This is a genomic window from Acidovorax sp. GW460-11-11-14-LB4 (assembly GCF_059423685.1).
Genome location: NZ_JBWKYJ010000087.1, coordinates 1 through 18,582 on the forward strand (window position 1 = coordinate 1; position 18,582 = coordinate 18,582).

17 protein-coding genes are annotated in these 18,582 nt (G+C 65.6%); 3 read left to right on the forward strand and 14 right to left on the reverse strand.

Annotation, left to right across the window (positions count from 1 at the left end):
- Both AC07X4_RS21455 and ypfJ read right to left on the reverse strand, forming a co-directional pair.
- Positions 1–701 (reverse strand): SulP family inorganic anion transporter (locus AC07X4_RS21455; protein WP_494741253.1); only part of this gene is annotated, 701 nt, incomplete at its 3' end.
- Positions 702–735: 34 nt separating this feature from the next.
- On the reverse strand, positions 736–1,620 hold the full coding sequence (gene ypfJ, locus AC07X4_RS21460; RefSeq protein WP_056747416.1) for a KPN_02809 family neutral zinc metallopeptidase: 885 nt from the start codon (positions 1,618–1,620) through the stop codon (positions 736–738).
- 112 nt (positions 1,621–1,732) lie between these two features.
- Between ypfJ and pcp the strand changes: the two genes are divergently transcribed.
- From pcp to AC07X4_RS21475, 3 genes are all read left to right on the forward strand, one after another.
- On the forward strand, positions 1,733–2,407 hold the full coding sequence (gene pcp, locus AC07X4_RS21465; RefSeq protein ID WP_436078123.1) for a pyroglutamyl-peptidase I: 675 nt from the start codon (positions 1,733–1,735) through the stop codon (positions 2,405–2,407).
- Between the two features lie 121 nt (positions 2,408–2,528).
- Positions 2,529–3,518 (forward strand): delta(1)-pyrroline-2-carboxylate reductase family protein, encoded by a 990-nt coding sequence (locus AC07X4_RS21470; RefSeq protein WP_440598239.1) that lies wholly within the window; start codon positions 2,529–2,531, stop codon positions 3,516–3,518.
- The gene (locus tag AC07X4_RS21475) at positions 3,515–5,215 is read left to right on the forward strand and encodes a sensor domain-containing diguanylate cyclase (protein ID WP_494741254.1); all 1,701 of its coding nucleotides are present in this window, start codon (positions 3,515–3,517) and stop codon (positions 5,213–5,215) included. The genes AC07X4_RS21470 and AC07X4_RS21475 overlap by 4 nt, the downstream gene beginning before the upstream one ends.
- On the opposite strand, the gene AC07X4_RS21480 is transcribed toward AC07X4_RS21475, so the two are convergent.
- The 12 genes from AC07X4_RS21480 to AC07X4_RS21535 form a co-directional block, all read right to left on the reverse strand.
- Positions 5,167–5,643 (reverse strand): hypothetical protein, encoded by a 477-nt coding sequence (locus AC07X4_RS21480; RefSeq protein ID WP_494741255.1) that lies wholly within the window; start codon positions 5,641–5,643, stop codon positions 5,167–5,169. The two genes, AC07X4_RS21475 and AC07X4_RS21480, sit on opposite strands and share 49 nt — an antisense overlap.
- Before the next feature lie 136 nt (positions 5,644–5,779).
- Entirely contained in the window at positions 5,780–6,352 is a 573-nt protein-coding gene (gene dcd, locus AC07X4_RS21485; RefSeq protein ID WP_015012892.1) for a dCTP deaminase, read from the reverse strand.
- 80 nt (positions 6,353–6,432) lie between these two features.
- Positions 6,433–7,731: a guanine deaminase gene (gene guaD, locus AC07X4_RS21490; protein ID WP_494741256.1), complete on the reverse strand. Its 1,299-nt coding sequence runs from the start codon at positions 7,729–7,731 to the stop codon at positions 6,433–6,435.
- A 112-nt stretch (positions 7,732–7,843) separates the two neighbouring features.
- A complete protein-coding gene (locus AC07X4_RS21495; RefSeq protein ID WP_494741257.1) occupies positions 7,844–8,944 on the reverse strand; it encodes a BMP family ABC transporter substrate-binding protein in 1,101 nt (366 codons plus the stop codon).
- 179 nt (positions 8,945–9,123) lie between these two features.
- Positions 9,124–10,698, reverse strand: coding sequence for a methyl-accepting chemotaxis protein (locus AC07X4_RS21500; protein WP_108498050.1), 1,575 nt, complete (start codon positions 10,696–10,698; stop codon positions 9,124–9,126).
- A 217-nt stretch (positions 10,699–10,915) separates the two neighbouring features.
- Entirely contained in the window at positions 10,916–11,968 is a 1,053-nt protein-coding gene (locus AC07X4_RS21505) for an adenosine deaminase (RefSeq protein WP_436075648.1), read from the reverse strand.
- Positions 11,968–12,951 carry an aromatic ring-hydroxylating dioxygenase subunit alpha gene (locus tag AC07X4_RS21510; protein WP_494741258.1) on the reverse strand — a complete coding sequence of 328 codons (984 nt, stop codon included), beginning with the start codon at positions 12,949–12,951 and terminating at the stop codon, positions 11,968–11,970. Before AC07X4_RS21510 ends, AC07X4_RS21505 begins: the two co-directional genes overlap by 1 nt.
- A gap of 387 nt (positions 12,952–13,338) precedes the next feature.
- Positions 13,339–14,505: a BMP family ABC transporter substrate-binding protein gene (locus AC07X4_RS21515; protein WP_494741259.1), complete on the reverse strand. Its 1,167-nt coding sequence runs from the start codon at positions 14,503–14,505 to the stop codon at positions 13,339–13,341.
- A 109-nt stretch (positions 14,506–14,614) separates the two neighbouring features.
- A complete protein-coding gene (locus AC07X4_RS21520) occupies positions 14,615–15,535 on the reverse strand; it encodes an ABC transporter permease (protein WP_395456021.1) in 921 nt (306 codons plus the stop codon).
- Positions 15,535–16,608: an ABC transporter permease gene (locus tag AC07X4_RS21525; protein WP_108498054.1), complete on the reverse strand. Its 1,074-nt coding sequence runs from the start codon at positions 16,606–16,608 to the stop codon at positions 15,535–15,537. The genes AC07X4_RS21520 and AC07X4_RS21525 overlap by 1 nt, the downstream gene beginning before the upstream one ends.
- On the reverse strand, positions 16,601–18,187 hold the full coding sequence (locus AC07X4_RS21530; protein ID WP_494741260.1) for an ABC transporter ATP-binding protein: 1,587 nt from the start codon (positions 18,185–18,187) through the stop codon (positions 16,601–16,603). Before AC07X4_RS21530 ends, AC07X4_RS21525 begins: the two co-directional genes overlap by 8 nt.
- 79 nt (positions 18,188–18,266) lie before the next feature.
- A partial coding sequence (locus tag AC07X4_RS21535; protein ID WP_494741261.1) for a LysR substrate-binding domain-containing protein occupies positions 18,267–18,582 on the reverse strand: 316 nt, incomplete at its 5' end.

The following is an 18,582-nucleotide window of genomic DNA, read 5'->3' on the forward strand; positions in this document are numbered from 1 at the left end:
ACACCCCATACCCCCGCCAGCGCCACGGCCAGTGCCACCAGGGCCACGGCCGACAGCAGCCCTGGCATGCGGGGCCAGCGCCGGCGCAGCCCCCAGGCCAACCCCACCACGGCCAGCGCAGCCAGCAGGTGCCAGCCGGTGCGTGCGTCCCACAGCGCATCGGCACCCGCACCAAAGCCATTGCGCACCTGTCCCACCACCATCGACAAGCCCACACCGGCTGCAAACCCGTGGGTGACCGAGATGGGAAGAAACCGCGCCACCGACGCCAGCCGTAACACCCCCAGCAGCCACTGGAACACAAAGGCCAAAGCCACCGTGGCACCGCTGACCGCCAGCACCTGGCGCGCGCTCAGGCCCAGGCTCGGGGCCGCACCGTGGGCAGTCGCCAGCACGGCGGCAAACAGCAGGGCTACCACCGTGGTCGGTGCATACACCACCCCGGCACGGGGTGTCGCCAGGGTCAGCAGCAGGCCGGGCAATGCAGCCGACCACAAAGCCAGCGCGGCCAGCGAATGTTCGCCCGCCAGCGGCGCAAATGCCAGCAGCCCCAGCCCCACGGCGTGGGGCACGGTGACCGCTGCCGCAGACCACGCCGCCGCTGCGCCCGAGGGCTGCGGCGCCGACGGCCCGACCTCAGCCCCCGCCGAAGGCCCGGCACGGCGATGCAGCGAGGCAGTCACGGGTGCGGTCGGCGGCATGGAGAAGGTCTAATAATCCCTGGACATTGCGCGCCTACAGGCTGCGCGCCGCAAAGGTGTCGCAGGTCTTGACACTGCCACTTTGCAGGCCGCTGTTGAACCAGCGCTGCCGCTGGGCGCTCGTGCCATGCGTGAAGCTCTCGGGCACCACCGCGCCGCCATTGGCCCGCTGCAGCGCATCGTCACCAATCTTGGCGGCGGCGTTCATGGCTTCTTCCACGTCGCCCTGCTCCAGGATCTGGCGGGACTTCTGGGCGTGGTGGGCCCACACCCCCGCAAAGCAGTCGGCCTGCAGCTCCAGCCGCACCGACAGCGCGTTGTATTCCACCTTGCTCACACGGCCCCGCATCTGGTCCACCTTGGCGCTGATGCCCAGCTGGTTCTGCACGTGGTGTCCCACCTCATGGGCAATCACGTAGGCCTGGGCAAAGTCGCCCGGGGCACCCAGCCGGGTCTTGAGAGTCTCGTAGAACCCCAGGTCGATGTAGACCTTCTGGTCAGCGGGGCAGTAAAACGGCCCCATGGCTGCCTGTCCCGTACCACATGCGGTGGGCGTAGCGCCCCGGAACAACACCAGCCGCGGGTCCTGGTAGCGCCCGCCGCCCTGGCGGAACACCTCGCCCCACACGTCCTCCGTGTCGGCAAGCACCGTGGACACAAAACGTGCCATGGTGTCATCGGCTGGTGGGCGGTGGGCCGGAGCATGGGGTTGCGTCTGCACCTGGGGCGCTGGGCCGCCGCCGCTGAGCAGCCCCAGGATAGTCAAGGGGTTGATGCCCAGCACCCACCCCCCCACCAGCGCGATCACGATGGTGCCAATGCCGATGCTGCGCCCACCAAACACCGGCGACCCACCACCGCCGCCCTCGTCACGGCGGTCTTCCACGTTGTCGGACTCGCGATTGCCTTCCCATTTCATTGCGTCTCTCCAGCGCCCTCCAGATGGGGCGGCCAAGCCTGCATGTTACGCGCGGGGCCGCCCTGGCGCGGACGATTTACGATGTGTTCCACCCCGCTTTTGCCTGCCTTTCATGACATCTGCCGCACACCACAGCGCGCCCCATGCCGGGCCCACCATTCTTCTGACTGGTTTTGATCCGTTTGGTGGTGGCGCGCACAACCCCAGCTGGCTCATTGCGCAAGCGCTGCACGGGCAGCGCATCGCAGGACACCAGGTGGTGGCCGCGCAATTGCCCACGGTGTTCGGGCAGTCGTTGCAGCGGCTGCAGTCGCTGTTGCAAGAACACCGGCCCGCCCTCACGCTGTGCCTGGGCCTGGCAGGCGGTCGGGCAGCGCTGTCCATCGAGCGCATCGGCATCAACATCAACGATGCGCGCATTCCCGACAACGGTGGCGCACAGCCCATAGACACCCCGGTGCAACCCGGCGGACCTGCCGCCTACTTCGCCAGCCTGCCCATCAAGGCCATGCTGCGCGCCGTGCAACGCGCAGGCGTGCCCTGCGAGGTGTCGCAAACCGCTGGCACCTTTGTCTGCAATCATGTGCTGTACGGCCTGATGCATCTGCTGGCACAAGGCATAGGCCCAGAGGGCGCACGGGGCGGTTTTGTGCATGTGCCCTGGCTCAGTGGTCAGGGCGAGCCCCATCTGCCCCTGCGCGACATGGTGCGCGGCATCCATGCCGCCCTGTGGGCTGCGGTGCTGACGCCGCAGGACATCGCGCTGCGGGCAGGAGCCACGCATTGATGGGCATGGCAGCCACGGCGAACCTGATCCCGCGCGCATCACACGCTGGCTGACCTTGGGCACTGCACAGGTGAGGGCTTCTCCGCTCCCACGAGAGCGGCATGCTGTGTACAGTCCGCCTATGCTTTTTGCCCCCTCTTCAGCCCCCTCGGGCGTGCTGGATGCAGCAGCCACCGCTGCGCGGTTGCCCTGGTCCGATCTGGCTGATGAAATAGCGGCCTTGCTCAAAGACCCCACAGTCGTGGTGCCGCAACGCGCCGTGCTGCCGCTGGCGCAAGGCGGCAGCTTGTTTGTGATGCCCGCCACGGATCAATCGGTGGCCATGACCAAGCTCATCACCTTCACCCCGGGCAACGCGGGCACAGGACGCCCGTCGATCCAGGGCGATGTGGTGGTGTTTGACATCGCCACGGGCGAGCGTCGGCTGGTGCTGGACGGGCCCACTGTCACCGCACGGCGTACCGCCGCGGTCTCTCTGCTGGCCGCCCGGCATCTGGCGCAGGTGCCGCAGGGCCCTTTGCTCATCGTCGGCGCAGGAGTGCAGGGCCTGGCACATGCCGAGGCATTCATCCACGGCCTGGGCGTGCGCGAGGTGTGGATTGCCTCGCGCAGCAGCGCCAGCGCCCAGGCCCTGGCAGCGCAGGTGCGCGGCCTGGGCGCCCACGTGCGGGTGGTGGCCGATGCCGATGCCGCCGTGCCCCACTGCCCGCTGATAGCGACCTGCACCACGGCCAGCGCACGGGTGCTGAGCGCCCCGCCCCGGCCCGACGCATTTTTGGCAGCCGTGGGCGCTTTCACGCCCGCCATGGCAGAGCTGGCCCCAGCCCTTTGCCAGCATGTGGCGCGGCACGGACGCATCCTGGTGGACACCAGCGATGCACTCCATGAGGCGGGCGACCTGCTGCAGGCAGGCCTGGATGTGGCGGCGCTGCCGACGCTGGGTGAGATGGTCCGGAGCCTCGGTGCCGCAGCCCCCGAGCGGCGTTCGGGCCCGGTGCTGTTCAAGAGTTGCGGCTGGGCCGGCTGGGACTTGGCAGCAGCCCGGCTGGCCCTGCGCCGCGCCAGCCCGGCACCGGCCGCGACGGCACACTGGGCAGACCCTTCCGCATGATGCTCATCACACGTTTTTCAGACCACAGCCTGCGCATGCAGATCGCGCTGGTGTTTGGCACGCTGGTCGTGACCCTGTCAGTACTGCTGTCGCTGGGGTTTGGCGAGTTGCTCAAGCACCGCATTCAGCGCGATGCAGGCAGTTCCTTGCAGGTGGTCGCCGAAAACGCAGGCAAGCTCCTGTCCCTGGGCCTCATGCAGCGCAGCCTGGAGGCCGAGGTGATGGCCAGTGCCGAAGTGGTGTGGTCCAAGGGGCTCGACTCTGCCGAGGCCCAGCACATGCTGGCCCGCAGCCAGGCCATGCAGCCCACCAACCTCTGGATCGGTGTGGCCGATGCGCAAGGCGTGGTGCGCAATGCCACACGCGGCCTGCTGGTGGGCCAGAGCGTGGCCCAGCGGCCCTGGTTTCAACACGGACTCGAAGGGGTGCATGTGGGCGACGTCCACCCCGCCAAGCTGCTGGAGTCCCTGCTGCCCCCCACCGCCACTGGCGAACCACACCGGTTTGTGGACTTTGCAGCGCCCATACGCATCGGCCCCACCACGGTGGGCGTGCTGGGCATCCACGGCAGCTGGCAGTGGACACGCGAGGTACTGGAGAGTCTGACCCCCGCATCATCCGATGAAAGCGCGCTGGAACTGTTCATCTTTGACCGCGAAGGCCAGTTGATTTTTGCGCCTGGCGGACAGACCGAGGTGATGCGGTCTGCCGGGCAGCGACTGCCCGAGGACATCAGTGTCAACAACAACCGTGATGGTGACCGCACGCAGACCACCGTGGTGCGGTGGAGGGATGGCAAGCGCTACCTGACCGCTGCCACGCAGCTGCAGCCGCGCAACGCGGCCAGCGATCTGGGCTGGCGCATCGTGGCACGCCAGCCTGTGGAGCTGGCTTTTGCGGAGGCAGACAACACCGTGCAACTGGCACTGGTGATTGGCCTGACGGCCGCGCTGCTGGCATCGGCCCTGGCCTGGCTGGCCGCCCGGCGCCTGAGCGTGGACCTGTATGCACTGGCCGACGCGGCCAGTGCGGTAGAGGCCGGGCTCCCCGGCAGCGACATTCCGACCATGCAAAGCAGCCGCGAAGTACAACAGCTGTCTCAGTCTCTGGGCCGCATGACGCACCGCCTGCTGGCCGCCCGCGAGGCGATGGAAGAAAAAGTGCGCCTGCGCACGCTGGAGCTGGAGTCCGCGAACCGCGCGCTGGACCTGCAGGCGCGCACCGACGCCCTCACCGGGTTGCTGAACCGGCGCGGCTTCGAGACACAAATGGCCTTTGCGGTGGCGCTGGCTCGGCGCAGCAGCCGTCCGCTGAGCCTGATCACCGTGGACGTGGACCACTTCAAGCGGGTGAACGACACCTACGGGCATGAAGCCGGAGACGAGGTCCTGCGACGCCTGGCGCGCACGCTGGAGTCCCGCCTGCGCGGCTCTGATGTGGTGGCGCGACTGGGGGGAGAAGAGTTCGTGGCGTTGCTGCCCGACACCGACCTGGAGGGCGCCCAGTCCATTGCGCAGGCCCTGGTCACCGCCATGGCAGAGCAACAGAACCCGGTCGTGGGAACCATCACCGTCAGCGCAGGTGTCGCAACCATGCGCAGCGCAGACGACAACGGCGCCGCCATGCTGCGTCGGGGCGATGCAGCGCTCTACGAGGCCAAGGGCCAGGGACGTAACAGGGTCTGCGTGGAGGCGTGAGGGCTGCCCGAGCCCGCAGTGGCTCCGTCCCCCGGTGTTGCGGGCCGTGGCTCCGGGCTTTCGGCTTGCAGCACGGGCGCCTCAAAATACGGCCGCAGCTGGGCCGACAGCTCTTGCAGGCCAGCGTCCGGAGCGCCAGCCGCCAACGCCAATCGTTCCAGGGCATAGGGCCGGTGGCCCAGCATCATCGACATGTTCACGCAGTGGCCGTGTGCTGCCATGCGCAGCACAAAGGCATTGAGCAACTCACAGGGCCAGTAGGTGTGGTGTGCCTGACAGTCGGCGTCGGCGGAATGCGGCGCAGCGTCTGGGCGCCGGGGCGGCGGGATGACAGAAGGCGCAGGGGCTGGAGCGGGATCGGCCAGCGCTGGCGCCAGAGCGCGGATGGGCGCAAAGAACAAGGTTGAGGCGGCAGCGGACATCAGCATGGTGAAACTCCATCAGCCTCCATCTCCCGGGAGGCGTGTCACCGATGCTAGGAAACTTACCGATGCTTGCATTTCAGCCAAAGCGCATGGCGCGTGTAGGACACAACCCCTGCCACCGCCCGCCATGTGCGCTTGGTCATGCCTTGGGCAGTGTCACGCCCACCTGGCCCTGGTACTTGCCGCCCCGGTCTCGGTAGCTGACCTCGCACACGTCGTCCTTGTCGCTCTCGAAGAACAGCACTTGTGCGCAGCCCTCGCCTGCGTAGATGCGCGCTGGCAGCGGCGTGGTGTTGCTGAACTCCAGCGTCACATAGCCTTCCCACTCGGGCTCGAACGGCGTCACGTTGACGATGATGCCGCAGCGCGCATAGGTGCTCTTGCCCAGGCAGATGGTGAGCACATTGCGCGGGATGCGGAAGTATTCGACCGTGCGGGCCAGTGCGAAGCTGTTGGGCGGGATGATGCAGCTGTCACCCTCGAAATCGACAAAGCTCTTCTCATCGAAGTTCTTCGGGTCCACCACCGTGCTGTGGATGTTGGTGAACACCTTGAATTCGGGCGCACAGCGGATGTCGTAGCCGTAGCTGCTGGTGCCGTAGCTGATGATCTTGCGGCCTTCGACCTCGCGAACCTGGCCGGGCTCGAAGGGCTCGATCATTCCGTGCTCGGCCGCCATGCGGCGGATCCATTTGTCGCTCTTGATGCTCATAGCAGAACTCCCTGCGCTGTGGCCCGCTCAGTGGTGGACTGCCGGGCGCTATTAAATACGTAGCTGGTAGCGCATGAATATCAAGCGCTAGAGCCGTATTTTGCTTGAGAAATCACCGTTTGCTGCACCACACGGTCGTCGCCGAGCACGATCAGCGCAAACAAAAGCTCATCGAGGTTGCGCGCCTGGCGGGTCTTGCGCGCCAAAAGCGGCGTGGCTTCCGGGTTCAGCACCACAAAATCGGCCTCGCAGCCTGGCTGCAGATTGCCGACCACACCCGCCAGGCCCAGCGCCCTGGCCGCGCCCGCCGTGTGTTGCCACCACAGCTGCTGGGGTGACAGACTCAGGCCCTGCTTGGTCTGGCCCTCACGCCCCACGTAGTACGCGGCCAGCATGGTGTGGAACGGGCTGAAGCTGGTGCCCCCGCCCACGTCGCTGGCCAGGCCATAGCCAAACCCCACGCGGTCGGCACCGGCGTAGTCGAAGAACCCGCTGCCCAGAAAGAGGTTGCTGGTGGGGCTGACCGCCGCCACCGCGCCGGTGTCGCGCATCAGCGCACGGTCGTCGTCATCGAAGTGGATGCAGTGCGCATACACCGCACGTTCGCGCATCAGGCCAAAGTCGTCGTACACGCCCAGGTAGCTGCGCGCGGCGGGGAACAGCTCGCGCGCCCAGCGGATCTCGTCGCGGTTCTCGGCCACGTGGGACTGGATCCACACATCGGGGTAGCGCGCAGCCAGCTCACCGGCCCCACGCAATTGCTCATGGGTGCTGGTGGGCGCAAAGCGGGGGGTGATCGCATAGCCAAGCCGGTCCACGCCGTGCCAGCGCTGGATCAGCGCCTCGGTGTCGATGAGGCTCTGCTCGGTGTCATCGCACACACCGGCAGGCGAGTGGCGGTCCTGCAGCACCTTGCCGGTGATGAGGCGCATCCGCTGGCGCTGGGCCTCGGTGAACAGGGCATCCACCGACGCGGGGTGTGACGTCGAAAACGCCAGGGCTGTGGTCACGCCGTTGCGCAGCAGCTCGGCCACAAAAAATTCGGCCACCTGTGCGCTGTAGCCGGGGTCTACAAACCGGGACTCGTGGGGAAAGGTGTAGTTCTCCAGCCAGGGCAGCAGGCCATCGGCTGGCGAGCCGATCACGTCCGTCTGCGGGAAGTGGATGTGCATGTCCACAAACCCCGGCGCCAGGATGCGCCTCGGCAGATGCACCACAGGCTCCCCGGCAAATTGTGGCGCGAGAGTCTGCCAAGCGCCTGCCGCGAGCACACGCTGGCAGCCCTGAGCGTCAGGGCCAACGGCCAGCAGGCCATCTTCGTCATAGAGGGCGCTGCCGTCGTCGGCAAAACGCAAAAGAGCGGAACGGTAAACAGGCATGGCGCCAAGCTTAGCGGCAGGCGGCGCCGTTTGTATATGCAGCACCCCATAGTGGCTATGGGGTTCGGGGAGCGCCGATCAGTGGAAACGATGGGCGATGTGCCCTGCAGGATCAGCGGGACACCTTGCCCACCACGCCTTCCACCAGCCAGTTCATCTGCAATATCTGTGCATCCGACAGTGCCTGGCCAGCAGCAATGCGCTCCTGCCCTTCGTTGTCGCGCACCGGCACTTTGCCCGCACGGAAGGGCTGGAGCTTGCCCGCGCCCACGGCCTTTTGGGCATTCAGCACCTCCTGCTGGACGGCGGCTGGCACCCGGGTGCCAAAGTCACCGACGCGGATCATGCCCTCGCGCACGCCGCCCCACAGGTTGGCACTTTTCCAGGTACCGTTTTGCACGGCGCGCACGCGCTCGGTGTAGTAGCTGCCCCACTCGTGCGTCACGGCCACGATCTGCGCGTCCGGGCCCGTCTTGCGCATGTCCGAGTGATAGGCCACGGCCATCTTGCCGCGCTCTTGCGCAGCCGCCATCACGGCGGTGGAGCCAGTATGGAAAGCAATCACATCCACGTCCTGGTTGAACAGTGCCATGGCGGCATCCCGCTCCTTGGGCGGGTCGAACCATACGTTGAGCCACACCACCTTGACAGTGGCCTTGGGGTTGACCGAGCGCATGCCCAGCGTGAAGGCGTTGATGCCCTGCAGCACTTCGGGGATGGGAAACCCGGCCACGAACCCTGCCACGCCGGTCTTGCTCATGCGGCCCGCGGCGATGCCCGCCAGGTAACGCCCCTCGTAGTAGCGCGCATTGGCGACGGCCACATTGGGGGTGGTCTTGTAGCCGGTGATGGACTCGAACTTCACCTGCGGGTAGTCCTGCGCCACCTTGAGCGTGGGCTCCATGTAGCCAAAGCTGGGGGTGAAGATGATCTGGTGGCCGGTTGCGGCCAGGTCGCGGATCACGCGTCCTGCATCGGCGCCTTCGGCCACGTTCTCGACAAAGGTGGTCTTCACCTGATTGCCCAGTGCGGCCTCGACGGCCTTGCGGCCTTCGTCATGCTGGCGCGTCCAGCCAGCCTCGGTGATGGGAGAGACATAGACAAAACCGGCTTTGACCGACTCGGCCGTATGACCCTTGGCGGATGTCGGCTGGGAAAAAACGGGGGAGAAAAAACAGGCGGCCACGAGCGTGGCAGCGAGGTTTTTGTACATGGTGTTCCTCTACATGGCCCTGATGGAATGGAACGGAAGCACCGCAGGACGACGGTGCCACCGGGACGGTCAGACTATGCGAAAACTACATGGAGTGGTGTTGCAAAGACTGCCGGGTTAAAAACAGGATTCAAGTGCGGGCGTGCGCTGCAGCAGCGCACAGAGCCCCGCCATCAATTTCAATTCAGCCGCAGCGCCTGCGGGCCCGCGCCCAGGCGGAAGGCACCGACGACTTCGGCCAAGCGCGACGCCTGGTCCTTCAGGCTTTCCGCGGCAGCGGTGGACTCTTCCACCAGGGCGGCATTTTGCTGGGTCATCTGGTCCAGCTGGGTCACTGCCACATTCACCTGGCCAATGCCCTGGCTCTGCTCCGACGCGGCTGCGCTGATCTCTCCAATGATGTCGGTCACGCGGCGCACGGAACTCACGATCTCACCCATGGTGGTGCCGGCGTTCTGCACCAGGGCAGCACCCGACTCAACCTTTTCCACCGACACGCCGATCAGCGTCTTGATTTCCTTGGCCGCCTGGGCCGAGCGCTGGGCCAGCGAGCGCACTTCGCTGGCCACCACGGCAAAGCCACGGCCCTGCTCGCCCGCACGGGCGGCTTCCACGGCGGCGTTGAGGGCCAGGATGTTGGTCTGGAACGCGATGCCGTCGATGGTGCCGATGATGTCGGCAATCTTCTTGCTGCTGGTGTTGATCTCGTCCATGGTGGTCACCACCTGTGCCACCACATCGCCACCGCGCTGGGCCACCTGCGCCGCCGACACGGCCAGCTGGTTGGCCTGCACGGCCGAATCGGCGCTCTGGCGCACGGTGCTGGTCAGCTCTTCCATCGAGCTGGCGGTCTCCTGCAGGCTGCTGGCTGTCTGCTCGGTGCGCGCGCTCAGGTCCTGGTTGCCAATCGCGATCTGGGTGCTGGCGGTGGAGATGCTGTCCACCACGCCCCGGACTTGCTGCAGCGAACGGTGCAACGCGCTGCGCATGGCATCCAGCGCGCGCAGCAGGTGGCCGGTTTCGTCATTGGCGTAGCTCGCCTGGGGGGCACCCGTCAGGTCCATGTTGGCGATGGTCTCTGCAATGGCCTCTGCCTTGCGCAGCGGGCGCGTGATGCTGGTGGTCAGCAGCCAGGCCAGCAAGGCGCCCAGCAGCAGCGACACGCCGGTGCAGATCTGCAACAGCAGCGTGGTCTGGGCACGCAGCTCTTCGCTGCGCTTGCCGGCAGCATCGAGCTCGGCGCGCTGGCCATCCACCATCTGCTGCACACCCGCCAGATAGCTGCGGGAGGTGGGCTCAAACCGCTCGGTGAAAACCTTGTTGGCGTTCTCGGCATCGCCCGCCTGCTTGAACTTGCTCACTTCCTCGCGGGCCGCCAGGTAGTCTTTGCGCAGGTCACCCACCTTGGCAAAAAGCTGCTTCTTCTCCGGCGTGTCCATCTTGGACTCGATGAATTTCTGCAGCTCGTTGGTATCGCGGATCGACGCGGCCGTGGCGGGTGCAAAGTAGGGGATCAGGCTCGCGTCGCTGCTCTTGGCAATGGCTGCCGCACGCTGCACGCCCGATGTGGTGTGGCGCAGCCAGTCCGAGCCCGCGCGCTCGGTCTTGATGTTGTCGTTGACCATGGCGTCGATCTCCCTGCCCAGCTGGCTGAGCTTGACCACGGCCACCACGCTGCTGGCAAAAAACAGCGCCAGGATGAGGCCAAGCACCAGGGTCAGGCGCTTGCCAATGGAGATTTGACTGAGAAACATGGAAGGCTCCAAAAAAGGGGGCAACACGGCACCCGTGCACTCCGCAAGGGAGCGCAGGGTAAGGGCCATGGTGGTGGATCACCCCTTGGGCCTGGACCGGACGCAATTCGAACGAATACTTACTATTTTAAGGGTTTACCCAGATCAGGCCCCTGCCGCACTGGCGACAGTCCCTCTGGCGCCATTTCCCAAGCCCACTGCGCGCGCTACCCGAAGCTCAGTAGTCGTGCTCCACGCACCGCTCGAACGCTTCCTTGAGCTTGTGCTCCCACACCCGCTTGTCAGCATTGCCTGCAAAGCTGGCTTCAAAACTGTTGAAAGCCAACTGGTAAGCATGTTTGGCCGTGAGCCCCGTGGCCGCAAACACCTGGGTGAAGTTCTCGTTGATGTAGCCGCCAAAGTAGGCAGGGTCGTCCGAATTCACGGTGGCAGCCAGCCCGGCATCGAGCAGCTTGCCGAGGTTGTGGTCCGCAAGGTTGGGGAAGACGCACAGCTTCTGGTTGGACAGCGGGCACACCGTGAGCGCAATGCGGTCTTGCGCCAGGCGCTGCATCAGGGCAGCGTCGTGTACCGCCTGCACGCCATGGTCGATGCGCTCGACCTTGAGCACATCCAGCGCACTCCAGATGTAGGCGGGAGGACCCTCCTCCCCCGCATGGGCCACCAGGTGCAGGCCCAGCTCGCGGCAGCGGGCGAACACGCGGGCAAACTTCTCGGGCGGGTGCCCCAGTTCGCTGGAGTCCAGACCCACACCCACCACCTTGTCGAGCAGCGGCATGGCCTGCTCCAGCGTTTCGAATGCCGACTCCTCGCTCAGGTGGCGCAGGAAGCACAGGATCAGCGTGGCGCTGATTCCCAGTTCGGCGCGGGCATCCTGGCAGGCACGGTGCAGACCGTTGATGACGGTCTCCATCGCCACGCCGCGTGCGGTATGGGTTTGCGGGTCGAAGAAGAGTTCGGTGTGCAGCACGTTGTCGCGCGCCGCACGGCCCAGGTAAGCGCGCGCCATGTCGTAAAAATCCTGCTCATGCAGCAGCACACTCGCACCGGCGTAGTAGATATCCAGAAAACTCTGCAGATTGGTGAATGCATAGGCGCTGCGCAAGGCGTCCACGCTGGCATAGGGCAGCGTCAGACCATTGCGCTGCGCCAGCGCAAAGATCAGCTCGGGCTCCAGCGAGCCCTCGATGTGGATATGCAACTCGGCCTTGGGCATGGCACGCAGCAGGCTGGGAAGGCGCTCGGCGGAGATGGGGGGGATCTTGAACATCAGCAGACTCCAAAGGTGATGCCACTCTGGCGCAGAAAGCGGCGATACGCAGATGATGCCTTGTCGGCAGCGGTATGCAACTCCGCGCGCAGGTCGAGTGGCAGGCACTGTGGCGTCTGCGACTCCAGCACGGGCTGGTCCTGCGTGAAGATGGTGTGCTGGAAGGCCTGCAGTTTCTCGTCCGGCGAATCGAAATCCGCCACCGCCAGCCGGAACCACACCCGGCTGCGCACCGGCGTCACCGGACAGATGAACAGCGCAATGGACTCGCGCCAGCCATCGACCGCCGTGGTGCCCGCCTCGGGCACCTTGGTCAGCACGGCTGCATAGGGGGCCGTGACTTCGTAGGTGTATTCGACCTGGGCGGCCGCCGTGGAATGCAGGTTGGATTGCGGTTGCCAGGCCTTGCAGCCCGTGGCCAGGAGGCCCGTGGGCGTGGGCTCCACGCGGTAATCGTCGATGGCCGTCGCCTCACGGCTGCCGAGCCAGCCTTCGTGAACAAAGCCGAAATGCGACATGTCCAGAAAGTTCTCGACGATGCGCGGCGCGCTGGCCGCCACGTCGTAGGGACCGCAGTTGAGCTTGCGCAGGCGAGCATCCCCCTCCGCCGCAAACACAGGCAGTCCCTGCTCGCCTGGTGCGATGCGCACCCACACAAGGCCATAGGCTTCCTGCGCCTCGAAATGGCGGGCGCAGTGCGTGGCCGGGGGCACAAAGGTGGGCAGTGCAGGCACGTGCGTGCATTGCCCACCGGCCGCAAACTGCCAGCCATGGTAGGGGCACTCCAACTGGCCCTGGGGCGTCACGCGGCCGAGCGACAGGCGGGCGCCCCGGTGCGGGCACTGGTCGGCCAGCGCGAGCACGGCGCCTTCGCTGTCGCGCCACAACACCACGGCTTGTTCCAGCAACTGCACGGCCAGTGGTGCCTGCGCCGCTACGGCTTCTGACAGTGCCACCGGGTGCCACAACGTAGATTCCACCATCGTCCTTGCTCCTTAGAACCTGTTCAAAGTCTTTTTGGAGATTGCATTGGAGTGCAATCGGGATGAGTGGATGCTTCGGATGCGCCGCGTGGGCTCATGCCCATGCAAGCAGCCGGGGCGTCCAATCGCCCGATTTCACTCCAACCCTTCGGGCAAGTGCCTTGCCGGGCGGTCTGCGGCGTTGCGGGGCTTGCCAATAGCACGGGCTATTGGCTGCGCACCGCGCCTGGCATCCCATCCCGGCAAGGGACTTGTGCGACTCCAAAAAGACTTTGAACAGGTTCTTAATGCTGCAGGCCGCAAACGCGCCTGCAAAACAAAAGGGCCACCCCAGGGCGGCCCTTTGTCACAGCAGCTCGCAAGAACTGCCGATGAACGCGGTGCGAATTACTTCTTGTCGCCGCCAGGGATCTTGCCTTCCACGCCCTTGACGTAGAAGTTGATGCCGCCCAGGAACTTGTCGTCAGCCACAGCGTCCTTTTCCAGCACGGGCTTGCCGTCCTGACCCACGATGGGGCCCTTCCAGATGCTGAAGCTGCCGTCGGCCAGGCCCTTCTTCACGGCTTCGACCTTGGCCTTGGTGTCAGCAGGCACGTCTTCAGCGATGGAGACGATGTCGATAGCGCCTTCCTTCACACCCCACCAGCTTTGGCCCGAAGCCCAGGTGCCGTCCAGCACGTCCTTGGTGGCCTTGACGTAGTACGGGCCCCAGTTGATCACCGCCGATGCCAGGTGGGCCTTGGGGCCGTAGGCGGTCATGTCGCTGTCCCAGCCGAAGGCGCGCTTGCCCTTTTCCTGGGCGGTCTTGAGCACGGCGGGAGAGTCGGTGTTCTGGAACAGGATGTCCGCGCCGCCGTTGATCAGGCTGGTCGCAGCTTCGGTTTCCTTCGGTGGGCTGAACCATTCATTCACCCACACCACCTTGGTCTTGATCTTGGGATTGACCGACTGCGCACCCAGCGTGAAGCTGTTGATGTTGCGGATCACCTCAGGGATCGGCACCGAGCCCACCACGCCCAGCGTGTTGGACTTGGTCATGGCACCAGCGATGATGCCGGCCATGTACGCGCCTTCGTAGGTGCGGCTGTCGTAGGTGCGCATGTTTTCGGCCGTTTTGTAGCCGGTGGCGTGTTCGAACTTCACGCCCTTGTTGTCTTCCGCGACCTTGAGCATGGACTCCATGTAGCCGAAGGTGGTGCCGAAGATCAGCTTGTTGCCCTGGCCGGCCAAGTCACGCAGCACGCGCTCGGCGTCGGCGGACTCGGGCACGCTTTCCACAAAGCTCGTCACGACCTTGTCGCCAAATTCCTTCTCGATGGCCTTGCGACCGTTGTCGTGCGCGAACGACCAGCCGCCGTCGCCCACCGGGCCGACATAGGCAAACGCGATCTTCAGTGGCTCGGGCTTGGGTGCCGGTGCTTCTGCGGCAGGGGCCGGTGCAGGCGCAGGGGCCGGTGCCGGTTCTTCCTTCTTGCCACAGCCCACCAGGGCAGCAGCAGCCACAGCGGAGAGCGCTGCCACCTTGAGCAGGGAGCGTTTCTGCAGATCAGTCATGTCGGTTTCCTTATCGAAGAAGTAGGACTTGCAAAGGTTGGGGGACGAAAACAATGATTATGGTGCGATCTACCGCAGGGTAACCAGATTTTCCGGTGGGCTAGCCCTTTCAGGAGCCCGGATAAAACGGTTTGCCCAGCGATGCCGGCATGTTGATGCGGATCCACGCCGGATTGCGCGAGATCAGCGCCAGCACCACGATGGTGGCCACATACGGCAGCATGCTCAGCAACTGGCTGGCCACCTGCACGCCGGTGGCCTGCAAATGGAACTGCAGCATAGTCACGCCGCCGAACAGATAAGCACCAAGCAACACCCGTGCCGGGCGCCAGGTGGCAAAGGTGGTGAGCGCCAGCGCAATCCAGCCGCGCCCGGCCACCATGCCCTCGACCCACAGCGGGGTGTAGACAGTGGAGATGTAAGCCCCGGCCAGACCGCACAGCGCCCCGCCCACCACCACGGCCGCCAGCCGAATGCGCCGCACCGGGTAGCCCAACGCATGGGCTGACTCAGGCGATTCGCCCACCGACCGCAGCACCAGCCCGGCGCGCGAGCGGTAAAGAAACCAGATCAACCCCGCCACCAGCAGCATGGTGAGATACACCAGCGGGTGCTGCTGGAACAGCGCTGGCCCAAAGAGCGGCACGTCGCCCAGCACGGGAATAGCGTACTTGGGCAACTCGGGCAGCTTGGCCTGCACGTAGCTGATGCCCGCAAACGCGGAGAAGCCCACGCCGAACAGACTGAGCGCCAGCCCCGTGGCGTACTGGTTGGTGTTGAGCCAGATCACCAGCACACCAAAGATGGCGGCCAGCACGGCACCGGCCGCCATGCCTGCCGCAAAGCCCAGCCAGGTGTTGCCCGTGTGCACCACGGTGGCAAAGCCTGCAATGGCGGCGCAGAGCATCATGCCCTCGGCCCCCAGGTTGACGATGCCCGCCTTTTCGTTGATGAGCAGGCCCAGGGCCGCAATGGCCAGCACGGTGCCCGCACTGAGCGTGGCGCCGATGAGCAGTGCATAAGACTCCATCAGACACCTCCTTTCTTGCTGCCGACCCAGCGGATGCGGTAGGCAATCAGCGTGTCACAGGCCAGCAGCGTGAACAGCAGCAGGCCCTGGAACACGCCGGTGAGCGACTTGGGCAGGCCCAGGCGCGACTGCGCCAGTTCACCACCGATGTAGAACATGCTCATGAGGATGGCGGAGAGGATCATGCCCACCGGGTGCAGCCGCCCCACAAAGGCCACGATGATGGCCGCGAAGCCGTAGCCCGCGGGCACATAGGGCGTGAGCTGGCCGATGGGCCCTGCCACCTCCAACGCACCGGCCAGGCCAGCTGCGCCGCCCGAAATCAGCAGCGCCGTCCACAGCGCGCGGCGCGACGAAAAGCCCGCATAACGCGCCGCCGCTGGTGCCAGCCCGCCCACCTGCTGGGCAAAGCCCGCCCGCGTGCGGAACAGGAACACCCACAAGGCCCCAGCGCCTGCGAGCGCCAGCAGCAACCCGATGGACACGCGCGAGCCCTGCATCAGGCGCGGGATCTGCGTGACCTTCTCGAACGTCTTGGTCTGCGGAAAGTTGTAGCCCATCGGGTCCTTCCACGGGCCATAGACCAGATAGCCCAGCACCAGCGTGGCCACATAGACCAGCATCAGACTCACCAGGATTTCGTTGGCGTTGAACTTGTCGCGCAGCAGCGCCGTGAGCCCCGCCCAGGCCATGCCGCCCAGCACCCCGGCGAGCAAGATGGCGGGCACGATCCAGGGGCCCGTGGTCTTGTCGGCCAGCAGCGCCACGCCGCCCGCCACCACGGCGCCGATGACAAACTGGCCTTCGGCGCCGATGTTCCACACGTTGGAGCGGAAACACACGGCCAGCCCCAGCGCAATCAGCAACAGTGGCGTGGCCTTGACCATGAGTTCGCCAATGGCGTACTGCGTCTTGATGGGCTCCCAGAAGAACACCTGCAGCCCGCGCACCGGGTCTTTGCCCAGCGCAATGAACAAGGCCACACCAATCAGCACCGTGACGGCCAGCGCCAGCAGCGGCGAGCCATAGGTCCAGAGCTTGGAAGCCTGGGGGCGTGGTTCCAGCTTAAGCATGCTGCACCTCCGCTGCCTTGGCCTGTTGTGCGAGGTGCGCTTGGACATCGGCATGCCACAGCCCGCTCATCCATTCACCGATGCGTTCCACCGTGGCCTCGGCGCGCGGCACCGAAGGCGACAGATGCCCCTTGGCAACCACATGCAGCCGGTCGCAGATTTCAAACAATTCGTCCAGCTCCTCACTCACCACCAGCACGGCGCAGCCTGCGTCACGCAGGGCCAGGATGGAGCCCCGGATCTGTGCGGCGGCGCCCACATCCACGCCCCAGGTGGGCTGCGAAACGATGAGCAGCTTGGGGTTGGCGTCAATCTCGCGCCCCACGATGAACTTCTGCAGGTTGCCACCCGACAGCGACTTGGCCGCTGCGTTGGGGCCGCCCGCCTTCACATTGAAGCGCCGGATGATGTCCTCGGCATGTTTTTGCAGCGCACCCACCTTGATCCAGCCACTGCCGCCGACCGAATTGGTGCGGGTGAGCAGCAGGTTGTGCGCCAGCCCCATGGTGGGCACGGCGCCCCGGCCCAGGCGCTCTTCGGGCACAAAATGCAGGCCCAGCGCACGGCGCTGGCCGGGACCCATGCGGCCCGCGTTCTGGCCGGACACCTGGATGCAGGCCGCGTCAGCCCGCTGGTCTTCGCCCGACAGCGCGTAGAGCAGCTCTTTTTGCCCGTTGCCCGACACCCCGGCAATGCCCACCACCTCGCCCGCCTTGACCTCGAACTGCAGGTCGATCAAATCCACCCCGAACTGGTCGGCGCGCGGCAGCGACAGGCCCTGCACGCGCAGCACCGTGGCGCCAGTCTGCACGGCACGGTGTTCCAGCGCCGGCGGCTCGGCGCCGATCATCAGCCGCGACAGCGATGCATTGGATTCCTCGGCCGGGTTGCACACGCCCGTCACCTTGCCGCCACGCAGCACGGTGCAGGCAGTGCACAGCGCGCGGATTTCGTGCAGCTTGTGGCTGATGTAGAGGATGCTGCAACCCTCGCTGGCCAGCTTGCGCAGCACCACAAAAAGCTTTTCGACCGCCTGGGGCGTGAGCACCGAAGTGGGCTCGTCCAGGATCAGCACCTTGGGGTTGGTGAGCAGCGCGCGGATGATTTCCACCCGCTGCATTTCGCCCACGCTCAACGTGTGCACGGGGCGCAGGGGGTCGATGTCAAGGCCGTATTCGGCGGCCTTGGCGGTGATGCGGCCGGTCACTTCGGCCAGCGTCAGGCTCTTGTCCAGGCCCAGCCACACGTTCTCGGCCACCGTGAGGGTGTCGAACAGGCTGAAATGCTGGAACACCATGGCGATGCCCAGGGCCCGCGCTTCTTGCGGGTTGCGCACCTGCACGGCCTGGCCGTTGAAGAACATGCTGCCTTCATCGGGCTTGACCGAGCCGTAGATGATTTTCATCAGCGTGGACTTGCCCGCGCCGTTTTCGCCCAGCACGGCGTGGATTTCACCCGGCAGCACCGTGAGCGACACGCCGCTGTTGGCCACCACGGCCGGGTAGCGCTTGGTGATGCCCACCAGCTGCAGCCGTGGCGGCGCCGCACCAGGCGCTGAAGGATTGGGGGGAGGACTCATGCGGGGATTGTCTCTCAGTTTTACAACTTGTTATAAGAATGAAAATACCTCATGGCGCTTGTTCAGCATGCTCAAGCAGCTATTCTTTTCGTAGCGAAGCAGCCACGGTTTTCACGCAATCTCGCAGCCAGGCGGCCGCCGCCGAGTGATGCGTGCGGGCATGCCACAGCTGGTAATACATGAGCCGGGGGAAGGGCACCGGGCACGGCAGGATGGCCAGGGGCAGCTGGCCCACATACCGCTCGCAGTACTGGCGGCCCGTGGTCAGCACAAGCAAGCTCGATGCCACGATGCTGGGGATGAGGCTGAAATGCGCACAGCGCGCCGTGATGTGGCGCTGCATGCCCAGGCTGTCCAGGTGGGCGTCGATCACGCCGCGCGCGCCGGGGTGGGTG

Excerpts from the sequence above, each read along its gene's own strand:
- ypfJ (WP_056747416.1), bottom strand. The coding sequence starts at position 1,620 with ATGAAATGGGAAGGCAATCGCGAGTCCGACAACGTGGAAGACCGCCGT.
- pcp (WP_436078123.1), top strand. The coding sequence starts at position 1,733 with ATGACATCTGCCGCACACCACAGCGCGCCCCATGCCGGGCCCACCATT.
- AC07X4_RS21470 (WP_440598239.1), top strand. The coding sequence starts at position 2,529 with ATGCTTTTTGCCCCCTCTTCAGCCCCCTCGGGCGTGCTGGATGCAGCA.
- AC07X4_RS21475 (WP_494741254.1), top strand. The coding sequence starts at position 3,515 with ATGATGCTCATCACACGTTTTTCAGACCACAGCCTGCGCATGCAGATC.
- AC07X4_RS21480 (WP_494741255.1), bottom strand. The coding sequence starts at position 5,643 with ATGCTGATGTCCGCTGCCGCCTCAACCTTGTTCTTTGCGCCCATCCGC.
- dcd (WP_015012892.1), bottom strand. The coding sequence starts at position 6,352 with ATGAGCATCAAGAGCGACAAATGGATCCGCCGCATGGCGGCCGAGCAC.
- guaD (WP_494741256.1), bottom strand. The coding sequence starts at position 7,731 with ATGCCTGTTTACCGTTCCGCTCTTTTGCGTTTTGCCGACGACGGCAGC.
- AC07X4_RS21495 (WP_494741257.1), bottom strand. The coding sequence starts at position 8,944 with ATGTACAAAAACCTCGCTGCCACGCTCGTGGCCGCCTGTTTTTTCTCC.
- AC07X4_RS21500 (WP_108498050.1), bottom strand. The coding sequence starts at position 10,698 with ATGTTTCTCAGTCAAATCTCCATTGGCAAGCGCCTGACCCTGGTGCTT.
- AC07X4_RS21505 (WP_436075648.1), bottom strand. The coding sequence starts at position 11,968 with ATGTTCAAGATCCCCCCCATCTCCGCCGAGCGCCTTCCCAGCCTGCTG.
- AC07X4_RS21510 (WP_494741258.1), bottom strand. The coding sequence starts at position 12,951 with ATGGTGGAATCTACGTTGTGGCACCCGGTGGCACTGTCAGAAGCCGTA.
- AC07X4_RS21515 (WP_494741259.1), bottom strand. The coding sequence starts at position 14,505 with ATGACTGATCTGCAGAAACGCTCCCTGCTCAAGGTGGCAGCGCTCTCC.
- AC07X4_RS21520 (WP_395456021.1), bottom strand. The coding sequence starts at position 15,535 with ATGGAGTCTTATGCACTGCTCATCGGCGCCACGCTCAGTGCGGGCACC.
- AC07X4_RS21525 (WP_108498054.1), bottom strand. The coding sequence starts at position 16,608 with ATGCTTAAGCTGGAACCACGCCCCCAGGCTTCCAAGCTCTGGACCTAT.
- AC07X4_RS21530 (WP_494741260.1), bottom strand. The coding sequence starts at position 18,187 with ATGAGTCCTCCCCCCAATCCTTCAGCGCCTGGTGCGGCGCCGCCACGG.